The following is an 18,826-nucleotide window of genomic DNA, read 5'->3' on the forward strand; positions in this document are numbered from 1 at the left end:
CTTTCCGAGCGAAAAAAAATTTTAATATTACAGGCATTACCCTTATGAATGAAAAGGGATTGATCAAATCATTAGGTCAGGTAAAAAAAGCAGCGGCTTTAGCCAATAGAGATTGTGGGGTTTTGGATCCGAAAATAGCAGATGCCATTTGTTTTGCCTGTGATCAGGTAATCAATGGTAAGTTCGACGATCAGTTTGTTAGCGATCTGATTCAGGGTGGTGCCGGAACTTCTGTCAATATGAATGCTAATGAAGTAATAGCCAATATTGCCCTGGAATATTTAGGGCATGAAAAAGGAGCTTATCAATATGTGCATCCAAACAATCATGTGAATTGTTCACAATCTACAAATGACGCCTATCCCACGGCTGTTCGTTTGGCACTTTATTACAAATTAAACACATTTTGTACAATACTGAAACGTCTTGAAGATGCATTTGCTCTAAAAGGAAGAGAATTTGAAGAGGTGTTAAAAATGGGGCGAACACAGCTACAGGACGCCGTTCCGATGACTTTAGGTCAGGAGTTTCATGGTTTTGCGACAACTATTGGTGAAGATATTCAACGATTACGAGAAGTACAAAGCCTCCTTTTGGAGGTAAATATGGGCGCAACAGCTATTGGTACAAAAGTTAACGCTCCGGAAGATTATCCGAAATTATGTGTTCGATATCTGGCCAAAGAAACCCGCCTTCCATTATTGCTATCACCCGATTTAATAGAAGCGACGAGTGATACCGGTGCTTTTGTTCTGGCAATGGGAACCCTAAAAAGAACTGCAGTTAAGGTGTCCAAAATTTGTAATGACTTGCGATTGTTGAGTTCAGGACCGCGTACCGGATTAAACGAAATCAATCTGCCTCCTTGTCAACCGGGATCTTCCATTATGCCGGGTAAAGTGAATCCGGTTATCCCGGAAGTGGTCAATCAAACCTGTTTTTATGTGATCGGTCAGGATGTAACCGTTACTATGGCTGCCGAAGCGGGTCAGCTGCAACTCAATGTAATGGAGCCGGTCATCGGTTTTGCACTATTTACTTCTTTGGAGTATCTTGGTAATAGTATTAACACTTTAGTTGATAAATGTGTAACCGGAATTACGGCTAATAAAGAACATTGTGCTAAATTAGTAATGAATAGTATTGGTATCGTGACACAGTTAAATCCTATTCTGGGGTATGAAACCTGTGCCAGCATTGCAGGCGAAGCCTTACTATCGGGTAAAAATATCCATGAGATCGTAGTACTCGAAAGAAAACTGATCTCTCAGGAAAAATGGAATGAGATATATGCAATGGATAATTTAATACACCCGAAATTGATTGTATCTTAATTTAACCACTATAACGATGAAAAAAATAATAAGTGTTTTGTTTGCCGTATTGATTGTTTTTCAAATACAGGCACAATCTAAAACTACAAAAACCAAAGATGCGAATTTACCACGTGTCATTATTCTCGCCACTGGTGGAACGATTGCAGGATCAGGAGAATCTTCCTCAAAAGCAGCCTATACATCCGGACAGATTCCAGTGGATAATCTACTCAATGCAGTACCACAGATTCATGAATTGGCGCGTATTAAAGGAGAACAGATTGCTCAAATTGGAAGTCAGGATATGAATGTGGATACCTGGTTAAAATTAAGTAACCGTATTAATGCCATTTTCGATAATAATGAAGCCGATGGTGTGGTGGTAACACATGGTACGGATACGCAGGAAGAAACAGCCTATTTCTTATCGCTAACAGTTAAATCAGACAGACCTGTGGTTTTGGTTGGAGCAATGCGCCCCGCTACGGCAATGAGTCAGGATGGTAACCGGAATTTATTTGATGCTGTAACCGTTGCTGCTGCTGCTGATAGTCAGGGAATTGGAGTAGTGACAGCCATGAATGAAGAGATTTATGCCGCTCGTGATGTGACGAAAACCGTTACCACAAGTACCGCTACTTTTAAATCCCGAAATTTCGGCCCGATCGGACTGATTTATGATGGAAAAGTGAGTTATTACTATAAATCACTTCGTTCACCGGCTCAGAAATTCAATATCAAAGGACTGAAAAAACTACCTCAGGTAGAAATTATCTACGGATATGCCGATGCCAGTCCAAGAGCGATAACAGCTTCTGTTGAAGAAGGTGTCAAAGGTATTGTATATGCCGGAATGGGAAATGGTAATTATAACGCTCCGGTTGGTAAAGCACTAGCCGATGCTGCCAAAAAAGGAGTAATCGTTTGTCGTGCTGCCCGTGCCGGTGCCGGAAGGGTAACACTATTGAATGAAGTCGATGACAAAACATTGGGGTTTGTGGTAGCCGATGATCTGAATCCGCAAAAAGCGCGTGTCTTGCTGATGCTGGCGTTAACACAGACAAATGATCAGCAGACGATTCAGGATCTCTTTTTCAAATATTAATAAAGTTCTTTTACAGTATAGGATAAAAGGGATGACAGTCTGTTTTCCCCTTTGTCTCCTGTGAGTCTTTTATAAACGTAAATAGTACGCCTATGTTATTGATACAGTTTATAATTTTAATAGCCATGATCCTGATCGGTTCCCAAATGAAAGGGATTGGTCTTGGTGTTATGGGAATGGTCGGCCTGATGATTTTTGTCTTCCTGTTTCAAATGCGCCCGAGTGATCCTCCAATCGATGTGATGCTTGTTATTATGGCGATCGTTTCGACAGCTGCAACATTACAGGCTTGCGGCGGATTGGATTATTTAGTCCAGTTGGCCGAAAAGGTCATTCGTAGCAATCCTTCCAATATTGTTTTTATTGCGCCTTTTACAGTATATTTCTTTTGCCTTTTTGCCGGTACGGCGCATTTATTATATTCCTTACTACCCATTATTTCGGAAGTGGCCGCCAAAAAAAGAATCCGACCGGAGCGTCCGTTAAGTGTATCGGTAATTGCGTCGCACCTTGCGATAACCGGAAGTCCGATGAGTGCCGCAACAGCAGCCTTTGCCGGAGCGGGAATACTAGCCTATCCCGGAGCATTAATCGATATCATGAAAATTTGTATCCCGGCTTGTCTTATCGGAATCTTATTTTCCTGTTTCGTCGTACTCAAAAAAGGGAAAGAACTGGAAGACGATCCCATTTTTATTGAAAAAATGAAGGATACTGAGTTTGCTAAAAGTTTGGACTCCGAACCGGGAAATAAACCCCAACAACTTAAAAAAGGAGCCAAAACGTCGGTGGTTATTTTTGCGATAGCCGTACTATTAATCGTTTTGGCTGGAGCCTGTCCGCAGTTGTTACCACAATTCGGAGCGGGAGAAGCTTCTTTGGTTTTAACGGCCAATGGTGAATTGAAAATGGTGGCGGTAATCAGTATTGTCACGTTAACAGCTTCGGCATTAATGATGCTACTAACCAAAACCAGTGCTGTCGATGTAACCAAAGTGAGCTTGTTTAGCGCTATGGCTACAGCAGTGGTTTCCGTTTTTGGAGTCGTTTGGATGAGTGCAACCTTTATGGGACACAATCAGGTCGCCATTAAAGGATTTATGGAAGAAATCGTTACGGCACATCCATGGACATTTGCCATTGCCGTATTTGCTTTAGGTGCTTTGATGTTTAGTCAGGCGGCTACAACAAAAACCATAATGCCATTAGGGATGGCATTGGGCGTACCACATCATGCACTGATCGCTATTTTCCCGGCTGTAAATGCTGATTTCGTCTTGCCGGGTTATCCGACATTATTGGCCGCTATCAACTTTGATAGAACCGGTAGTACCAAAATCGGAAAATTTGTGGTCAACCACAGTTTTATGGTACCGGGACTCGTCGCCGTGATCGTTGCTATCGCAGCGGGGTTCCTGATAGGTGCCTTTTTATAGATAATTTAATATACATGCCATGAAAAAATATGTTCTTTTAATACTGTTTCTCTTTGCTCAGGCCGTAATGTCGGGACAAGACCATCAACTGAGTAAGGACACTCTTTCTAAACCCATTATTCCTAAGGAACGATTGGATTTACTCAAAAATGTAGATATCATTTTTAATATGCAATTTGCCAATGATAACTTTTTTCGGGACGGAAAATTCCAGGAATCGGCATTTGGGAATAATCAGATGCGTCTTGAAATTAAAGGAAAAATACACGATAAAGTGTATTTCCGGTTTCGGGATCGCTATACCAGAGCCACCAATCCGGGTTCCCGGGATAACTTAAGCCGGTCGACCGATATGGCATATATCGGGGTTGAATTGTCTCCTAAAATACGCCTGAATCTCGGTAAAATGAGTGCCGATTGGGGAGGATATGAATTCGACCTGAATCCGATCGACATTTTGGAATACAACGATATTCTCGAATATGCGGATAACTTCTTAACCGGTGCCGGAATTACCTATCAGGCATTTCAAAACCATTCTTTTGGCTTACAGATGCTAAATTCCAGGGTTTCCGATTTTGAAGATGTCTACCAGGATCGAGTTCCGGTAAATCTGGAAAAAGCTAAAGTTCCAATGGCATATATCACCAATTGGAGAGGACGCTTTTTTGGTGGAAAATTCGAAACGATTTATAGTTACAGCTTTTTTAAAGAAACAACCAAAAAGGGAATGAATTTTTATTCCTTAGGACATAAGTATCAGGATAAAAAGCTAACATTACTATATGATTTTAAGTATAGTAACGAAGGAATCGACCGTAAAGGGATTATCACCAATATGATCCCGGGTGAAGAAGTGAGTATCCAGCAAAATGTTTCGTATCTGGAAAACTGGCTTCGTGCAGAATACCTGATTGCACCAAAAGTGAACCTGTCGCTGACCTTAATGCACAGCAACGCCTATGCCAAAAATCTGGTCGATGCCAATAGTGGGGTGAATCATGTCCGAGCCAGTTATGGATTTATACCGTCGGTTCAGTATTTGCCTTTTAAAGATCTTAATTTACGATTCTTCGTATCCTATGTAGGCCGTTATTATAACTATTCTTCGTATGCACAGGAACAGTTAGGTCAAACCGATTACAATACGGGACGTCTTAGTGTCGGATTCATTGCTCCGCTACTAATTTTTTAATTGTTTTGTTTACTAAAAATCCCCTTCCGATTGATTCAGAAGGGGATTTTTTGATTAACCATGTATGGTTTCCTGTTTTCCGTAGTTGGTAATGATCGACGTTTCATACTCAATCCATTCCTGCCAACGTTTGTCTACATCGGTCTTTTCGGTATATTTTCGGGCAAATCCTAAAAAGGTAGTATAATGCCCGGCTTCACTGATCATCAAATCTCTGTAAAAAGTAGCCAGTTTTTCATCCTGTATATTTTGTGATAAAACTTTAAAACGCTCACAGCTTCGGGCTTCAATCATGGCCGAAAATAACAAACGATCCACTAAAGCCTGATTTCGGCTACCACCTTTGATCATAAATTTAGCCAGTTCGTTTACATAATCGTCTTTCCGCTCCCGACCCAATTCCAGTCCGCGCTCTTTGATGATCTCATGAACCATCTCGAAATGTTCCAGTTCCTCCCGGGCAATTTTGAGCATTTCGGTTACCAGGTCTACTTTTTCAGAATTAATAGTGATAATCGATATGGCATTTGTAGCCGCTTTTTGCTCACACCAGGCATGATCCGTCAAAATTTCCTGGATGTTCGATTCTACAATCGTTACCCATCTCGGGTCTGTTTTTAATTTTAAGCCTAACATTGTATAAAGTTTAGCTGTAAAAATACAATTTTACGACGAAAGTCCGAAATGCGTAGCGACAAGTAGTATATTTGTTTTTATTATCGATTCAAAATGCCGTTACTACTCATCATTGGTTATGTATGGCCGGAACCGGGTTCGTCGGCGGCCGGTAGCAGAATGCTGCAACTGATCCGTTTTTTTCAGTCTGAAGGTTATAAAGTGATCTTCGCCAGTCCGGCGGCACATAGTGAATTTGCAGTTGACTTACCAGGCATAGGCGTGGAAACCCAAAATATCCAATTGAATTGTTCCAGTTTCGATGATTATATAAAAGTGTTACAACCGACTATGGTGTTGTTTGATCGTTTTATGATGGAAGAGCAATTTGGTTGGCGTGTCACAAAATACTGTCCGGATGCGATTCGGTTACTCGATACCGAAGACCTGCACTGTCTGCGCGAATCAAGACGTCAGGCTTATAAAAAGCAAACCGATTACCGGGAAATACTACAGTCGTCCGAAATCGCGAAACGGGAAATTGCCAGTATTTTTCGATCGGATTTGACCCTGATGATTTCAGAATTTGAAATGAACCTATTGCAAAACCAGTTTAAGGTCGATGCAGCCATTTTACACTATCTGCCATTATTGATCGAACCGATGGAAGGTACGTCGCTTTCATTCCCGGAGCGAAAGGATTTTGTTTTTATCGGAAACTTTTTTCACGAACCCAATTGGAATTGTGCCTGGGTACTTAAAAATGAAATCTGGCCGGAATTAAAAGAACGATTGCCGGAAGCTACCTTGCGGATTTACGGCGCTTACGCCACTCAAAAAGTAACGGATCTTCACAATCCGAAAGAGCGTTTTTATGTGATGGGAAGAGCATCCGAGGCAAGGGAAGTAATCGCAAACGCCAGGGTTTTACTCGCACCGATCCGTTTCGGAGCTGGAATAAAAGGGAAGCTACTCGAAGCGATGGTATACGGAACGCCAACGGTAACGACTACAGTTGGCGCGGAATCGATGCAGGATAACGGTGACTGGAATGGTTTTATCGCCGACGATAATGCGACTTTTATTGCTAAAGCAGCAGTATTGTATTCCGATTCGGAACTATGGTATCAAAAACAACAAAACGGTTACCGGATCAGTAGCGGACGTTACACAGCCAAACCACATTGGGCAAAATTACAACAACGAATAGGACATCTGAAAGCCAATTTAAAACAACACAGAGATTCCAATTTTATAGGAGCGATGCTGCAACACCATTCAATGCAAAGTACGCATTATATGGCCAAGTGGATCGCCGAAAAAAATAAAGCTACCCGATAGGCAGCCTTATTTTTAGGTGTTGATTTCCAGATCACGGATGTAATCTTCATATTCATAAAAGAAACGTTCGAAAGCATCCATATTATCATTAAAAAAATCAAAAATTTCCGGCCAGCTGGAGCGATTAAACAAACTGATTCCGGTTTTTTCGACCCAAACTTTACTGATCGCTTTTCCCGTTTCCAGATAATAATGGCGTTCCAAAACGGCTTCCGGTAAAAAATCCTCATGCAAGATCGTACGTAGGGATTCTATTTTTTCATAATAGATTTTTCGCTTTTCATCGTCTTTACTCTCAATATCCAGCGTAACCTGTGCCTTTTTATTATCGACATAAAATTTAAAGGAAAAGTCTTTGATTTTGGTATCATACAAGAGCCATTTCCGGGGATACGCTTCCGCAAATTCGGTCCAGAATTCTTTTTTTATCTTTTGTGCTTCTTCTTTGCTGAACATTTTTTCTTTGAATATTTGTTTTAATAAAAATTTGCCATGAGTTTTTTTTGAGGTAACTTTATAGTTAGGTTTTAAAAGAAAACACACAAAAACGATGGACTTTCAGGATTTTTTAAAATATATTCCAAAAATAGAAAAAGAAAAGCTTTTGGCGTCGGATGCACATATAAAAATGGCACCCCTGGAGCGTATTTCGACCCTGAAAGAAGCCAGCTATGTTGATAAAAATCCCAGAAGAGCCGCGGTAATGATGCTTTTTTACCCGAAAAATAATGTGCCGCATCTCGTACTGATCGTCCGAAATTCCTATCCCGGTATCCATTCTTCGCAGATTGCTTTTCCCGGCGGAAAGGTCGAACCCGAAGATCGGAACCTGATTCATACCGCCCTACGGGAAACACACGAAGAGGTGGGAATCGCACCCAGCAAAATTGAAGTCATCAAACCCTTTAGCGAAATCTACATTCCGCCGAGCAATTTTCTGGTTTCACCGTTTATGGGAATTGCCCATCAGGAACTTCATTTTATTCCCCAACTGGAAGAAGTGGCTCAGATTATCGAATTACCGTTGGAACGTTTTCTGAATGATGAAATTATCGTGGAAGTAACCATGACAACATCCTATGCTACCAATATTAAAGTACCGGCTTTTCAGATTGAAGACCATATCGTTTGGGGCGCAACAGCCATGATGATGAGCGAACTCAAAGAAACTGTTAAGAATGTAATCTAATCGATTTGTTTTCTATACATTTGCAGTTCTTTTTTGGAAATTAAACAGTAAAAAAAATGGGATTGTTTAAAAGAAATCCTTTTGGTCATATACTCTTTTTGAAAAAATGGCTGATCCGTGTTTTTGGTGCTCTTACGCACCGACGGTATCGCGGCTTTAATGAATTGCAAATCGACGGATCGGAAATTATAAGGGCTTTACCGGATAAAAATGTACTTTTTATCTCAAATCACCAAACCTATTTCGCCGATGTCGTGGCCATGTTTCACGTATTTAACGCCAGTTTAAAAGGTCGCGAAGACAATATCAAAAACATCGGATACCTTTGGGAACCGAAATTGAATATCTATTATGTGGCTGCCAAAGAAACCATGCAATCCGGTTTGTTGCCGAGAATATTGTCATATGTAGGTGCTATTACTGTAGAACGCACCTGGCGGTCGAAAGGAAAAGACGTAACCGAAAAGCGGGAAGTCAATCCAAACGATACCGAAAATATCCGAATTGCACTGGAAGACGGATGGGTAATCACCTTTCCGCAGGGAACGACCAAATCGTTTAAACCCGTTCGAAAAGGAACCGCGCATATCATCAAACAACATAAACCAATAGTCGTACCAATTGTTATCGATGGATTCCGTCGTTCGTTCGACAAAAAAGGATTGCGATTAAAGAAAAAAGGAATCCTGCAATCGTTTATCATTAAAGAACCTTTGGATATCGATTATGAAAATGATTCCATAGATGAGATCGTTGAAAAAGTTGAATTTGCTATCGAACAACACCCCTCATTTCTAAAAGTAATTCCAGCCGAAGAAATCGAAGCACAGGAAGAACTCAACCGACAACGACAATGGGATTATTAATATAAAAAAAGCGGCTTACAATTTGTAAGCCGCTTTTTTTATAAGTCAATTTTCTTTAACTCTTCGTAATTTTTATACAGTCGACGTAACAGGAAACCGTACACCAGTCGGTAAAACAACCAGATGACTCCTACGAATAGTCCGAAGAATACAATCGTAAAGCCCAAAATCATCATCCAGAACAACATACCTTGATCATTGCCTTCGAATTGCCCGGACATACGGTTAAAGCGTTCGTCATAAATACAGGTGGCCACCATCATCGTGATAAAAATAATACCAATCATCACCAGATTATACCAAATATAATATTGAACGGTTTTTCGTGTTTTCAGAATGTTTTTCATCAGCGACTTCACGCTATCGGTTGTATTGATACTTTTAAAATTCCGGTAAAACAGGAATATAAAGGAAAAGATAACAATATAGTTGATCACTGTAAAAGTGGTGACTAACGTCTTGATGTGATAGGATTCCAGTGTTTTCAGGTAATTTTCATCTGCCGTAAAAAAACTAATCAGGCTCCAGGCAATCATTTCCAGTATACTGATAATGAATATCCATTTTACGATGGAAGACGACTTCTTATGCAGCATGGCATAAATCTCCTGTTCCGTAATCTTCGGAAAGGAATGCTCGTTTTTCTTCCAGTCTTTTTTTAATAAATCTAACTCTTCCATGACAATCGCTCCCGTTATGGATTTACAATTTTTTTTAGTTTCCCTTTTATACGGTTCATCTTTACACGGGCGTTTACTTCGCTAATGCCCAATGTTTCGGCGATCTCGGTATAATCCTTGTCTTCCAGATACATGAAAACCAAGGCTTTTTCAATATCGTTTAACTGATGGACGGCCTTATACAACAACTTGATCTGTTCTTCTTCTTCATAGTTATAATCCTCGTGATTGAATTTGTGTATTTTACCGTCAAACTCGATGGTGTTTACCGTTTTGACTTTCTTTCGGTATAAGGTAATAGCCGTATTCAACGCAACCCGGTAGGCCCAGGTGGTAAATTTTGCCTCACCGCGAAATTGAGGAAATGCTTTCCAAAGCTGAATTGTGATTTCCTGAAACAAGTCTTTATGCGAATCTTCATCAGAAGTATACAGCCGACAAATCTTGTGTATAATGTTCTGATGTTGTTCTAATTGCGATACAAAGGACTGTTCCAGGTTCGAATTCATAACCGATTAGTGTCGAGATACTAGAAATTGTTACAAGTTACTCTTTTTATTTTTTTTGACCTTGAAACAATCGCATCAGAAATCCGTGGAATTCGCCCGCAGAATCCCATTTAAAATAGCGGGAGAGCCAATTTTACTTCGTAACTTTAGAAGCTAAATTGAAAAAGAAAAAATGAACATTCCCCGATCGAGTTTTCCACGTATCGTTATTATTGGAGGTGGTTTTGCCGGTATTGCGCTGGCTAAAAAATTGCGTAATAAAAATGTTCAGGTGGTCCTGTTGGATAAACACAATTACCATACGTTTCAACCGTTGCTGTATCAGGTGGCAACCGGTGGACTCGAAGCCGGGTCGATTGCCTATCCGATCCGAAAAGTGGTGCAGGATTACGATAATTTTTATTTCCGATTGGCGCAGGTAAAGGAAATCGATACGGAAACCCGAAAAGTCACCGCCGATATAGGTGATTTATACTACGATTATCTGGTAATTGCTACCGGATCCAAAACCAATTATTTTGGAAATAAGGAGATTGAAAAAAATAGTATGGCGATGAAAACCATACCGCAGTCACTCAATATCCGCAGTTTGATTCTTGAAAATTTCGAACAGGCATTGCTTACAAACGATATCAACGAACGATTGAGTCTGATGAATTTTGTAATCGTAGGTGGCGGACCAACAGGAGTGGAACTGGCCGGAGCATTGGCCGAAATGAAGAAAGCCATTCTGCCAAAAGATTACCCGGACTTGGACGTTCGGAAAATGGAAATCAACCTGATTCAGGGAACCGATAAAATCCTGGATGCGATGTCACCAAAAGCATCCCGGAAAGCAGAGGAATTTTTAAGCGGACTGGGCGTTAGCATCTGGAAAAACGTTCGCGTAACCAATTACGACGGTAAAACGGTAACCACCAATTCGGATCTGACATTCGAATCGGCTACCGTAATCTGGACGGCCGGAGTGAAAGGCGCGGCAATTAAAGGTTTAAAACCCGAAGCATTAGCCGGAAACGAGCGGATTAAAGTAGACGAATGCAACCAGGTTTTGGGGGATGACAACATTTTTGCCATCGGTGATATTGCCACCATGGTCAGCGATACCTATCCGATGGGACATCCTATGATGGCACAGCCGGCGTTACAACAAGGGGCGTTATTGGCACAGAATATTCTCCGAAAAATTCAGAAGCAAAAGATGAAACCTTTTGTCTATAAGGATAAAGGATCGATGGCTACTATTGGTCGGAATAAAGCGGTGGTTGATTTACCGCGTTGGCATTTTAACGGCGTTTTTGCCTGGTTTGTATGGATGTTTGTCCACTTGTTTTCCCTGATTGGATTTAAAAATAAAGCGGTTGTATTTATGAACTGGGTATATAATTATATCCGTTTTGATCGGGAAGGACGATTGATCATCCGACCTTATAAAAAGAAAAGTTCGCAGAGTTTTATACCCGATGAATTATAAATGAAAAGACGCCAATCCGGCGTCTTTTTCTATAATGGCTTGTTGCGATAGTAATGAATCAGCAGGTCCACAAACTTGCTGTAACTTTCCATGCCGTCTTTTTGCTGGTTGAGTTTTAAGAAATTGTCGTAAAAGATTTTAAACAACGGTTCCATGATGTTCTGATGTTTGTCCCAAAAAGTATCCGAATCTTTAAAGTTTTCGAGAACGCCCGGATGGATTAAAGGAAGTAAGGCTTCACTGCGACCTTCCTGTTTTAATTCGATATTGTGAAGGCAATACCGTAAGGCATACGTATATCCGGAATATTGAAAATAAAGATCATCGTTATAAATAGAAGCCATATAGCCGATAAAATTGGCCTCACTTTCGGAAGCATAACCAATTTGATGTGCCATTTCGTGACAGGTGGTTGTGGCAAAATTTGACAACGGAATCAAAGCATTTACCTGAGCTTCATTGGTAAACGGATTCAGATAACCGCTAAAACCCATATAGGTTAAGGGTGTACTGATCAGCGATTTTTTTACGGAGGGATGCTTATAAGTAAAAAACGGAAAGGCTTTTGAAAGATGTTCATATCCATTTTGTGTTTTTTCAAAAATCACATCACGGGTATAAGGAACAACTACTTTCAGACTGTCATTTTTTTCAATTTGCGAATGGATGGCGTTCACTTTTACAATCACCCGTTCGGTAAAAGCGATCAGTTCTTCTGTCGAATAATCGCGTTCGAGTGCCAGTTTTTGATATAAGGGTACGCGGATGTAATTGATGCCCCATAACAGGTTAAACAGAAAATAAAAAACGGAAACAAAACCGATAAGACGTAGTAAATTTTCTTTCCAGTCGATTTTCCAGGTTTTCCGTTTGTTCCACAACCATTTTAGAAGTAGAAAGATAACGATGCCATAGAGTAGATCACCAACAGAAAACGGAAGCCAGCCTAAAGTAATACGCGAAATTTTGGATAAAACCGGATAAAAACCATTGCTGTAATAACGTTCGACAAGCTCGGGGAAAAACGAAAGCAATTTTAATATAACAAACTGAAACACAAGGAATACAGGTAATACGAGCTTTTTCTTCATCGACAAAATTTTTATAAATATAAAAAATGTTAATTTAAGATCCTGTTAATTTTCTTATTGTATATTTGCATTTAATTAGAATAGATAAAAATAACAAACGCAATTATTCTGGTAATGAAAAAGTTAGACGCACCTCAAAAAGCGATTTATTTCTGTGATGGTAGCAAATGCAGCAAGGAGAATAAACACAATCGCAAAGCAATCCGCACGCTGGTAAAAGAAGCCGGATTGAAAAACGAAGTGGCATTGGTAAAAACGTTTTGTACCGATAATTGTAAATGTGCACCGGTGATCGCCGTACAACCGGAAAATCTTTGGTTTGGTGATGTGTCTGAAAAAAAGGCTATTCAAATTTTTGAAGAATATATCGCACCACCGATACTTACCATTGCAAAATAACAGTCCTTTCCGTCTTGAAATAACATCCCTTTTCTTTATTTAAAATTCCCCGAATTATCATTTTCCCGGGCTGAAAATCTTTGTACCTTTGGGATTCAAAATTTGAAGTATAACTACAAAAGGTAAAATAATGAGCCAGGAAGTAAGAAACCTTGAGCCTAAGCAGCTTTGGAATAAATTTGCCGACTTAAATGCTGTTCCGCGGCCTTCTAAAAAAGAAGAACGCGTGATTGCTTTTATGATGGATTTCGGAAACAAACTAGGATTGGAAACCCTGAAAGATGAGGTGGGTAACGTCATCATTAAAAAACCGGCCACTGCCGGAATGGAAAACCGCAAAACAATCGTGATGCAATCGCATTTGGATATGGTACACCAAAAAAATAACGACACCGTTTTCGATTTCGATACACAGGGAATTGAAATGTATGTCGATGGTGACTGGGTTCGTGCCAAAGGAACGACTTTAGGTGCGGATAACGGATTGGGTGTGGCTACCATCATGGCGATTTTAGAAAGTAACGATATCCCGCATCCGGCTATTGAAGCACTTTTTACTATTGATGAAGAAACCGGAATGACCGGAGCAATGGGATTAAAAGGTGGTTTACTGGATGGTGAGATTCTTTTAAATCTGGATACGGAAGAAGACGATGAAATCGATATCGGATGTGCCGGTGGAGTAGATGTAACCGCGGTTCGTGAGTATAACGAAGAAGAAACTCCCGAAGGTTCGGTAGGCTATACCATTACGGTTAAAGGACTAAACGGAGGGCACTCCGGAATGGATATCGACAAAGGTTTGGGTAACGCCAATAAAATTATGAATCGTTTGTTGTTTGACGGATTTGAAAACTTCGGATTACAAATCGCAGAAATCAACGGTGGAAGTCTTCGTAACGCTATCCCAAGAGAAAGTGTGGCAAAAGTGATCATCTCTCAGATTTATGATGAAGCTTTTGTTTTCGATATGCAGGAAGTAATCAACGATATTAAAGCCGAGTTTAAAACAACGGAACCAAACCTAACCATCGAAATCGTAAAATCCGATGTAGTACCGGCTACGGTTATGGATTTAGGTGTTCAGGAAGGATTGATTCGTGCCTTGTATACCGCTCATAATGGTGTTTACCGTATGAGTGCCGATATGGAAAATTTGGTTGAAACTTCCAACAATATTGCCCGTGTTATCGTTAAAGACGGAAAAATTACCGTGCAGTGTTTAACGCGTTCTTCGGTTGAAAGTTCAAAATTTGATTTGGCAAATGCGTTGCGTTCGGCTTTCGAATTAATTGGATGTGAAGTGGTTTTTGCCGGTTCGTATCCGGGATGGACGCCAAATGTGAGTTCACCGATTTTGGATGTGCTGACGTCAATCTACGAAAAACAAAACGGAAATAAACCACATGTAGTGGCTTGTCACGCCGGATTGGAATGTGGAATTTTAGGAACCAATTATCCGGATATGGATATGATTTCTTTTGGCCCTACGATCAAAGGAGCGCATAGCCCGGATGAAAGAGCTTCGATTGCATCGGCTCAGAAATACTGGAAATTCGTATTGGAAATTCTACAACAGATTCCGTTAAAAAACTAAACGGTATTGCTTAAATATAGGAAAGGGTTGTCATTACGATAACCCTTTTTTAGTTGTTTAACATCGGTTTCAGGTCGGTGTTTTTATTGCGTAAATCCAATCCGCCTTCATAGACTGACTTCAGATTCACAAGGTAAAACGACCAGCCACCGTGGCAACCCAATCGGATATTTTTTTTAGAGTGATCATCGGTAGGGATGTTTTTCTGCGTTAGTTCTACGATTACAAAATTGTCCTGTTCCATTAATGAAATATCCACAAGACATTGACCGGCAAAGGTAAATTGCAAGGAATTTTTGCCATTCGCTTGCGTAAAAGTACCCATCTCAAGATCGGGATATAAATACCAGTTCCATTCATAACGATAGTCCTGTTTTACATTCTGATTTTTCGGAATTAGGGTGCCATCGGCCTCAAAACTATCCGCCCGACTCAGAAACCATTTTTCCAGTTCGGAAGCTTTGGTCCAGGCATCGTAAAGGTTTGGTAGTGTTGTGTTTATTGCAATCCGGAGTGTAAACCGGGTCCAGTCGAAATTTTCCATAAGAAGCCGTTTTGAAAATCAAATTTAGCGAAAATTCTAAGGCGGTATAGCGATACAACTAAACGGATTTTTTTGTAATTTTGCACTCCAAACAAAGGAAATACAAAATGTTAGATAGACTTCAGATAGTAAAACAACGCTTTGACGAGATCTCGGACTTAATTATCCAGCCGGATGTTATTGCCGATCAGAAGCGTTATGTACAATTGAATAAAGAATACAAAGATTTAAAAGCATTGGTTGAAAAACGCGATGAGTATGTAAATCTTGACGGAAATATCAAGGAGGCCAACGAAATTATCGCCGATGGATCGGATCCGGAAATGGTCGATATGGCCAAATTGCAGTTGGAAGAAGCCAAAGAGCGTTTACCGCAACTGGAAGAAGAGATCAAATTTTTACTGATCCCGAAAGATCCGGAAGATGCGAAAAACGTAATGGTGGAAATCCGTGCCGGTACTGGTGGAGACGAAGCAAGTATCTTTGCCGGTGATTTGTTCCGTATGTATACCAAATACTGCGAAAACAAAGGATGGAGAACTTCTGTGGTAGACTTAAACGAAGGTACTTCGGGTGGTTTTAAAGAGGTTATTTTTGAAGTTACCGGAGAAGACGTTTACGGAACCTTGAAGTTTGAAGCGGGTGTTCACCGTGTACAACGTGTTCCGCAAACCGAAACACAGGGACGTGTTCACACGTCTGCAGCTACCGTTATGGTATTGCCGGAAGCCGAAGAATTTGACGTACATATCGATATGAACGACGTACGTATCGACTTTTTCTGTTCGTCAGGACCTGGTGGACAGTCGGTAAATACAACCAAATCGGCTGTGCGTATGACACACATTCCAACCGGATTGGTAGCACAGTGTCAGGACGAGAAATCACAACATAAAAATAAAGACAAAGCATTAACCGTTTTACGTTCCCGTTTGTACGAAATGGAATTGGCGAAAAAACAGGAAGAGGATGCTAAAAAACGTAACTCACAGGTAAGTAGTGGTGACCGTTCGGCAAAAATCCGTACCTATAACTATCCGCAAGGACGTGTTACGGATCACAGAATCGGGTTAACCCTTTACGATCTGGATGGTGTTATGAACGGAAATATCCAGAAAGTAATCGAAGAATTACAGCTGGTGAGTAATACCGAAAAATTAAAAGAAAGCGACGTATTTTAATGATCAAAATACTGAAATAAATCAAATGTCACACAAAAGGAATCTTAGTGTGGCATTTTTTTTAAAATAACAACTAAACTACAACAACTTTGACAACACAACACTTAATTGAGCAAATCCAACAAAAGCAGTCTTTCCTTTGCGTAGGTCTGGATGTCGATCTGACAAAAATTCCGGAGCATCTGCTGCAATATGAAGATCCGATTTTTGAATTTAATAAAAGAATCATCGACGCGACGCACGATCTGGCGGTTTCCTATAAACCCAATACGGCTTTTTATGAAGCCTACGGGATTAAAGGTTGGAAGTCACTGGAAAAAACGATCCGCTATAGCAACGAAAAATACCCGGATATTTTTACCATAGCCGATGCCAAACGCGGTGATATTGGAAACACTTCGTCCATGTATGCCAAAGCATTTTTGGAAGATTTGGATTTCGACAGTGTGACGGTGGCACCCTATATGGGAAAAGATAGCGTGGAGCCGTTTTTGGCTTTCGAAAATAAACATACCATTATGTTGGCACTGACCTCCAATGAAGGAGCATTCGATTTTCAGACTTTGGAGGTGAATGGTGAAGAATTGTATAAAAAAGTAATTGCGACTTCCAAAACCTGGAAAAATAGTCAGAATCTGATGTATGTGGTGGGCGCAACCAAAGCGGAATACTTTTCGGAAATACGAAAAATTATTCCGGATAGCTTTTTACTGGTACCGGGAGTAGGTGCGCAGGGCGGAAGTCTTTCCGAAGTTTGCCGTTATGGTATGAATGCGAATGTAGGTCTATTGATCAATTCCTCACGCGGGATTATTTATGCCTCTTCAGGAATGGATTTTGCCGAAAAAGCAAGAGCTGAAGCCCTGAAAATTCAACAGGAAATGCAACGTATTTTAGCCAAACGCTAATTCTTGTTAATCCACTAATTTATCCGTCAGATACAGATACGATTGGATCGAATGGTGTACAAATACATTGGTATCACTATCCGGATATTGGGTATAATACAGACTGTCGGGATATAAAACAGTTGTCGTACCGGTACGAACATAATAATTGGATTCAAAATAGTTCGGAGCTTTATAACCGACTAATTGTTTTACAACAAATTTTGATGCGGCTTTGCCAAGGTATTTCTGGTAACGTCGCATCGCTTTTTTATTATGCTTGGTCAATTGATTGTATATGTGTTTTAAAGCCAGATTGGTCGGAAATTTTTGTTTACTGATCATACTTTTGGCATTTTTAAACGGATTCGTCACGTTAAAATCGGTCAGCGTTTGTATGGATACGGGAACTTCCGGAACCCAATCGGCTGCATTGACAACCGTTTGTGACCAGCCGGTTTGCCGTGACGCTTCATATTCGTAGGCAAAAGGCAGATTTCCCGGTTTGGGTGCGGCACTGCAATAGGTTTTAAAATACATATCGGCCGGAAGTATGCCGGTTTTCTGATAGTATAATAATTGTGCCGTGATGAGGTAACTGATTCCGCCACCCTGACTATGTCCAAAAATGATGAAATCCCGGATACCTTTGTTGTACTGTTCCCACACGACCGGAATAATATCCTGAAGTAAAAAGGCACTCGCAACGCTCCAACCTACGTGAACAGCGGCACGTGGTTCGTCGGCAAAATGGTATTCGAATGTCGTGGAATCGTTTAATTGTAGCTTTCCTTTGGCCGGAATCATCGCTGCATAAAAATTAGCCAACCAACTCACTTCACTTGGTGTGGTTCCGCGAATACTGATCACATTAATGCCATAGGGATCTTCATACAATTCCCAACGGTTAACCAATCCCATTTCTTCCGATCGGTAGGTTCGTTTAAAACGACTGCTTTCGGGGATTCCTTTATAGTGTGTACTATCGCTCCAGCGGGAGTAGGCATAGAGTAGTTCGGTGTATTCCGATTTGTCAAAACCAGGTTGTAATTTCTGAGCAAAAAGACTGTGGCCAGCCAGAATTCCAAGTAAGATGTATAAAATTCGTTTCATTCTGTTCTGATTTTACGTACTAAGATACGGCTTTTTGTATTTTTGTTAAATTCAGAGTTGTACTTAATCCATAATAACATCCCGTTTTGATGTTAAATTTACTCCTGAGACTTTTATAAAAGGGTATCAAAACGAAAATAAAATCAGATAGATAATGAAAACAGTAGTAGATGTAATTTTTCTTTTTTTTTAAATTTTGACAGAACCATTTATTCTCTTTTTCTTGATTATCGGGGTGGTTTTTTTATTAAAAAAGAAGAAAAAAATAAAGCGGCTACGGTATGTATC

General features: G+C 40.3%; 19 protein-coding genes (1 of these 19 running past the window's edge). 12 read left to right on the forward strand and 7 right to left on the reverse strand.

What is annotated here, in order from left to right; all coding sequences use genetic code 11:
- From aspA to ABFU83_RS02975, 4 genes are all read left to right on the forward strand, one after another.
- Positions 1-1,334, forward strand: the 3' portion of a protein-coding gene (gene aspA, locus ABFU83_RS02960) for an aspartate ammonia-lyase (protein WP_347068806.1). It extends 76 nt beyond the left edge of the window; 1,334 of the gene's 1,410 nt are visible here — the last part of the coding sequence; the start codon falls outside the window, past its left edge; its stop codon occupies positions 1,332-1,334.
- Between the two features lie 16 nt (positions 1,335-1,350).
- Complete coding sequence (locus ABFU83_RS02965) at positions 1,351-2,421, forward strand: type II asparaginase (protein WP_347068808.1); 1,071 nt, start codon at positions 1,351-1,353, stop codon at positions 2,419-2,421.
- 92 nt (positions 2,422-2,513) lie between these two features.
- The gene (locus ABFU83_RS02970; protein WP_347068810.1) at positions 2,514-3,857 is read left to right on the forward strand and encodes an anaerobic C4-dicarboxylate transporter; all 1,344 of its coding nucleotides are present in this window, start codon (positions 2,514-2,516) and stop codon (positions 3,855-3,857) included.
- A 19-nt stretch (positions 3,858-3,876) separates the two neighbouring features.
- The gene (locus tag ABFU83_RS02975; protein WP_347068812.1) at positions 3,877-5,052 is read left to right on the forward strand and encodes a porin; all 1,176 of its coding nucleotides are present in this window, start codon (positions 3,877-3,879) and stop codon (positions 5,050-5,052) included.
- Positions 5,053-5,106: 54 nt separating this feature from the next.
- Here ABFU83_RS02975 and ABFU83_RS02980 read toward each other — a convergent pair whose 3' ends face one another.
- Entirely contained in the window at positions 5,107-5,688 is a 582-nt protein-coding gene (locus ABFU83_RS02980) for a tRNA-(ms[2]io[6]A)-hydroxylase (RefSeq protein WP_136404469.1), read from the reverse strand.
- Between the two features lie 93 nt (positions 5,689-5,781).
- Here ABFU83_RS02980 and ABFU83_RS02985 point away from each other — a divergent pair, with 93 nt between their 5' ends.
- Positions 5,782-7,008 carry a glycosyltransferase gene (locus tag ABFU83_RS02985; RefSeq protein WP_347068815.1) on the forward strand — a complete coding sequence of 409 codons (1,227 nt, stop codon included), beginning with the start codon at positions 5,782-5,784 and terminating at the stop codon, positions 7,006-7,008.
- A 12-nt stretch (positions 7,009-7,020) separates the two neighbouring features.
- Here ABFU83_RS02985 and ABFU83_RS02990 read toward each other — a convergent pair whose 3' ends face one another.
- Positions 7,021-7,464 carry a DUF4268 domain-containing protein gene (locus tag ABFU83_RS02990; RefSeq protein ID WP_347068817.1) on the reverse strand — a complete coding sequence of 148 codons (444 nt, stop codon included), beginning with the start codon at positions 7,462-7,464 and terminating at the stop codon, positions 7,021-7,023.
- 94 nt (positions 7,465-7,558) lie between these two features.
- Between ABFU83_RS02990 and ABFU83_RS02995 the strand changes: the two genes are divergently transcribed.
- Positions 7,559-8,197: a CoA pyrophosphatase gene (locus tag ABFU83_RS02995; protein ID WP_136404466.1), complete on the forward strand. Its 639-nt coding sequence runs from the start codon at positions 7,559-7,561 to the stop codon at positions 8,195-8,197.
- Positions 8,198-8,253: 56 nt separating this feature from the next.
- A complete protein-coding gene (locus tag ABFU83_RS03000) occupies positions 8,254-9,063 on the forward strand; it encodes a lysophospholipid acyltransferase family protein (protein ID WP_347068819.1) in 810 nt (269 codons plus the stop codon).
- 38 nt (positions 9,064-9,101) lie between these two features.
- Here ABFU83_RS03000 and ABFU83_RS03005 read toward each other — a convergent pair whose 3' ends face one another.
- The gene (locus tag ABFU83_RS03005) at positions 9,102-9,743 is read right to left on the reverse strand and encodes a hypothetical protein (protein WP_136404464.1); all 642 of its coding nucleotides are present in this window, start codon (positions 9,741-9,743) and stop codon (positions 9,102-9,104) included.
- Positions 9,744-9,757: 14 nt separating this feature from the next.
- Positions 9,758-10,252, reverse strand: a complete 495-nt coding sequence (locus tag ABFU83_RS03010) for an RNA polymerase sigma factor (RefSeq protein ID WP_347068822.1) — start codon at positions 10,250-10,252, stop codon at positions 9,758-9,760.
- 172 nt (positions 10,253-10,424) lie between these two features.
- Here ABFU83_RS03010 and ABFU83_RS03015 point away from each other — a divergent pair, with 172 nt between their 5' ends.
- Positions 10,425-11,726: an NAD(P)/FAD-dependent oxidoreductase gene (locus ABFU83_RS03015; RefSeq protein ID WP_347068824.1), complete on the forward strand. Its 1,302-nt coding sequence runs from the start codon at positions 10,425-10,427 to the stop codon at positions 11,724-11,726.
- Positions 11,727-11,755: 29 nt separating this feature from the next.
- Here the strand turns inward: ABFU83_RS03015 and ABFU83_RS03020 are convergent, their stop codons facing one another.
- The gene (locus ABFU83_RS03020; protein ID WP_347068826.1) at positions 11,756-12,817 is read right to left on the reverse strand and encodes a DUF3810 domain-containing protein; all 1,062 of its coding nucleotides are present in this window, start codon (positions 12,815-12,817) and stop codon (positions 11,756-11,758) included.
- 114 nt (positions 12,818-12,931) lie between these two features.
- Here ABFU83_RS03020 and ABFU83_RS03025 point away from each other — a divergent pair, with 114 nt between their 5' ends.
- Together ABFU83_RS03025 and ABFU83_RS03030 are read left to right on the forward strand one after the other, a co-directional pair.
- A complete protein-coding gene (locus ABFU83_RS03025; protein WP_136404460.1) occupies positions 12,932-13,216 on the forward strand; it encodes a (2Fe-2S) ferredoxin domain-containing protein in 285 nt (94 codons plus the stop codon).
- A gap of 130 nt (positions 13,217-13,346) precedes the next feature.
- Positions 13,347-14,813, forward strand: coding sequence for an aminoacyl-histidine dipeptidase (locus tag ABFU83_RS03030; protein ID WP_347068828.1), 1,467 nt, complete (start codon positions 13,347-13,349; stop codon positions 14,811-14,813).
- Positions 14,814-14,862: 49 nt separating this feature from the next.
- Here ABFU83_RS03030 and ABFU83_RS03035 read toward each other — a convergent pair whose 3' ends face one another.
- The gene (locus tag ABFU83_RS03035; RefSeq protein ID WP_347068830.1) at positions 14,863-15,357 is read right to left on the reverse strand and encodes an SRPBCC domain-containing protein; all 495 of its coding nucleotides are present in this window, start codon (positions 15,355-15,357) and stop codon (positions 14,863-14,865) included.
- A gap of 107 nt (positions 15,358-15,464) precedes the next feature.
- Between ABFU83_RS03035 and prfA the strand changes: the two genes are divergently transcribed.
- Positions 15,465-16,538 carry a peptide chain release factor 1 gene (prfA, locus tag ABFU83_RS03040; RefSeq protein ID WP_347068832.1) on the forward strand — a complete coding sequence of 358 codons (1,074 nt, stop codon included), beginning with the start codon at positions 15,465-15,467 and terminating at the stop codon, positions 16,536-16,538.
- A gap of 89 nt (positions 16,539-16,627) precedes the next feature.
- On the forward strand, positions 16,628-17,446 hold the full coding sequence (pyrF, locus tag ABFU83_RS03045) for an orotidine-5'-phosphate decarboxylase (protein ID WP_347068834.1): 819 nt from the start codon (positions 16,628-16,630) through the stop codon (positions 17,444-17,446).
- 6 nt (positions 17,447-17,452) lie between these two features.
- Here pyrF and ABFU83_RS03050 read toward each other — a convergent pair whose 3' ends face one another.
- The gene (locus ABFU83_RS03050; RefSeq protein WP_347068836.1) at positions 17,453-18,538 is read right to left on the reverse strand and encodes a lipase family protein; all 1,086 of its coding nucleotides are present in this window, start codon (positions 18,536-18,538) and stop codon (positions 17,453-17,455) included.
- Positions 18,539-18,826 lie beyond the last annotated feature (288 nt).

Origin of the sequence: Flavobacterium sp. WV_118_3 (assembly GCF_039778605.1) — a bacterium.
GTDB lineage: Bacteria > Bacteroidota > Bacteroidia > Flavobacteriales > Flavobacteriaceae > Flavobacterium.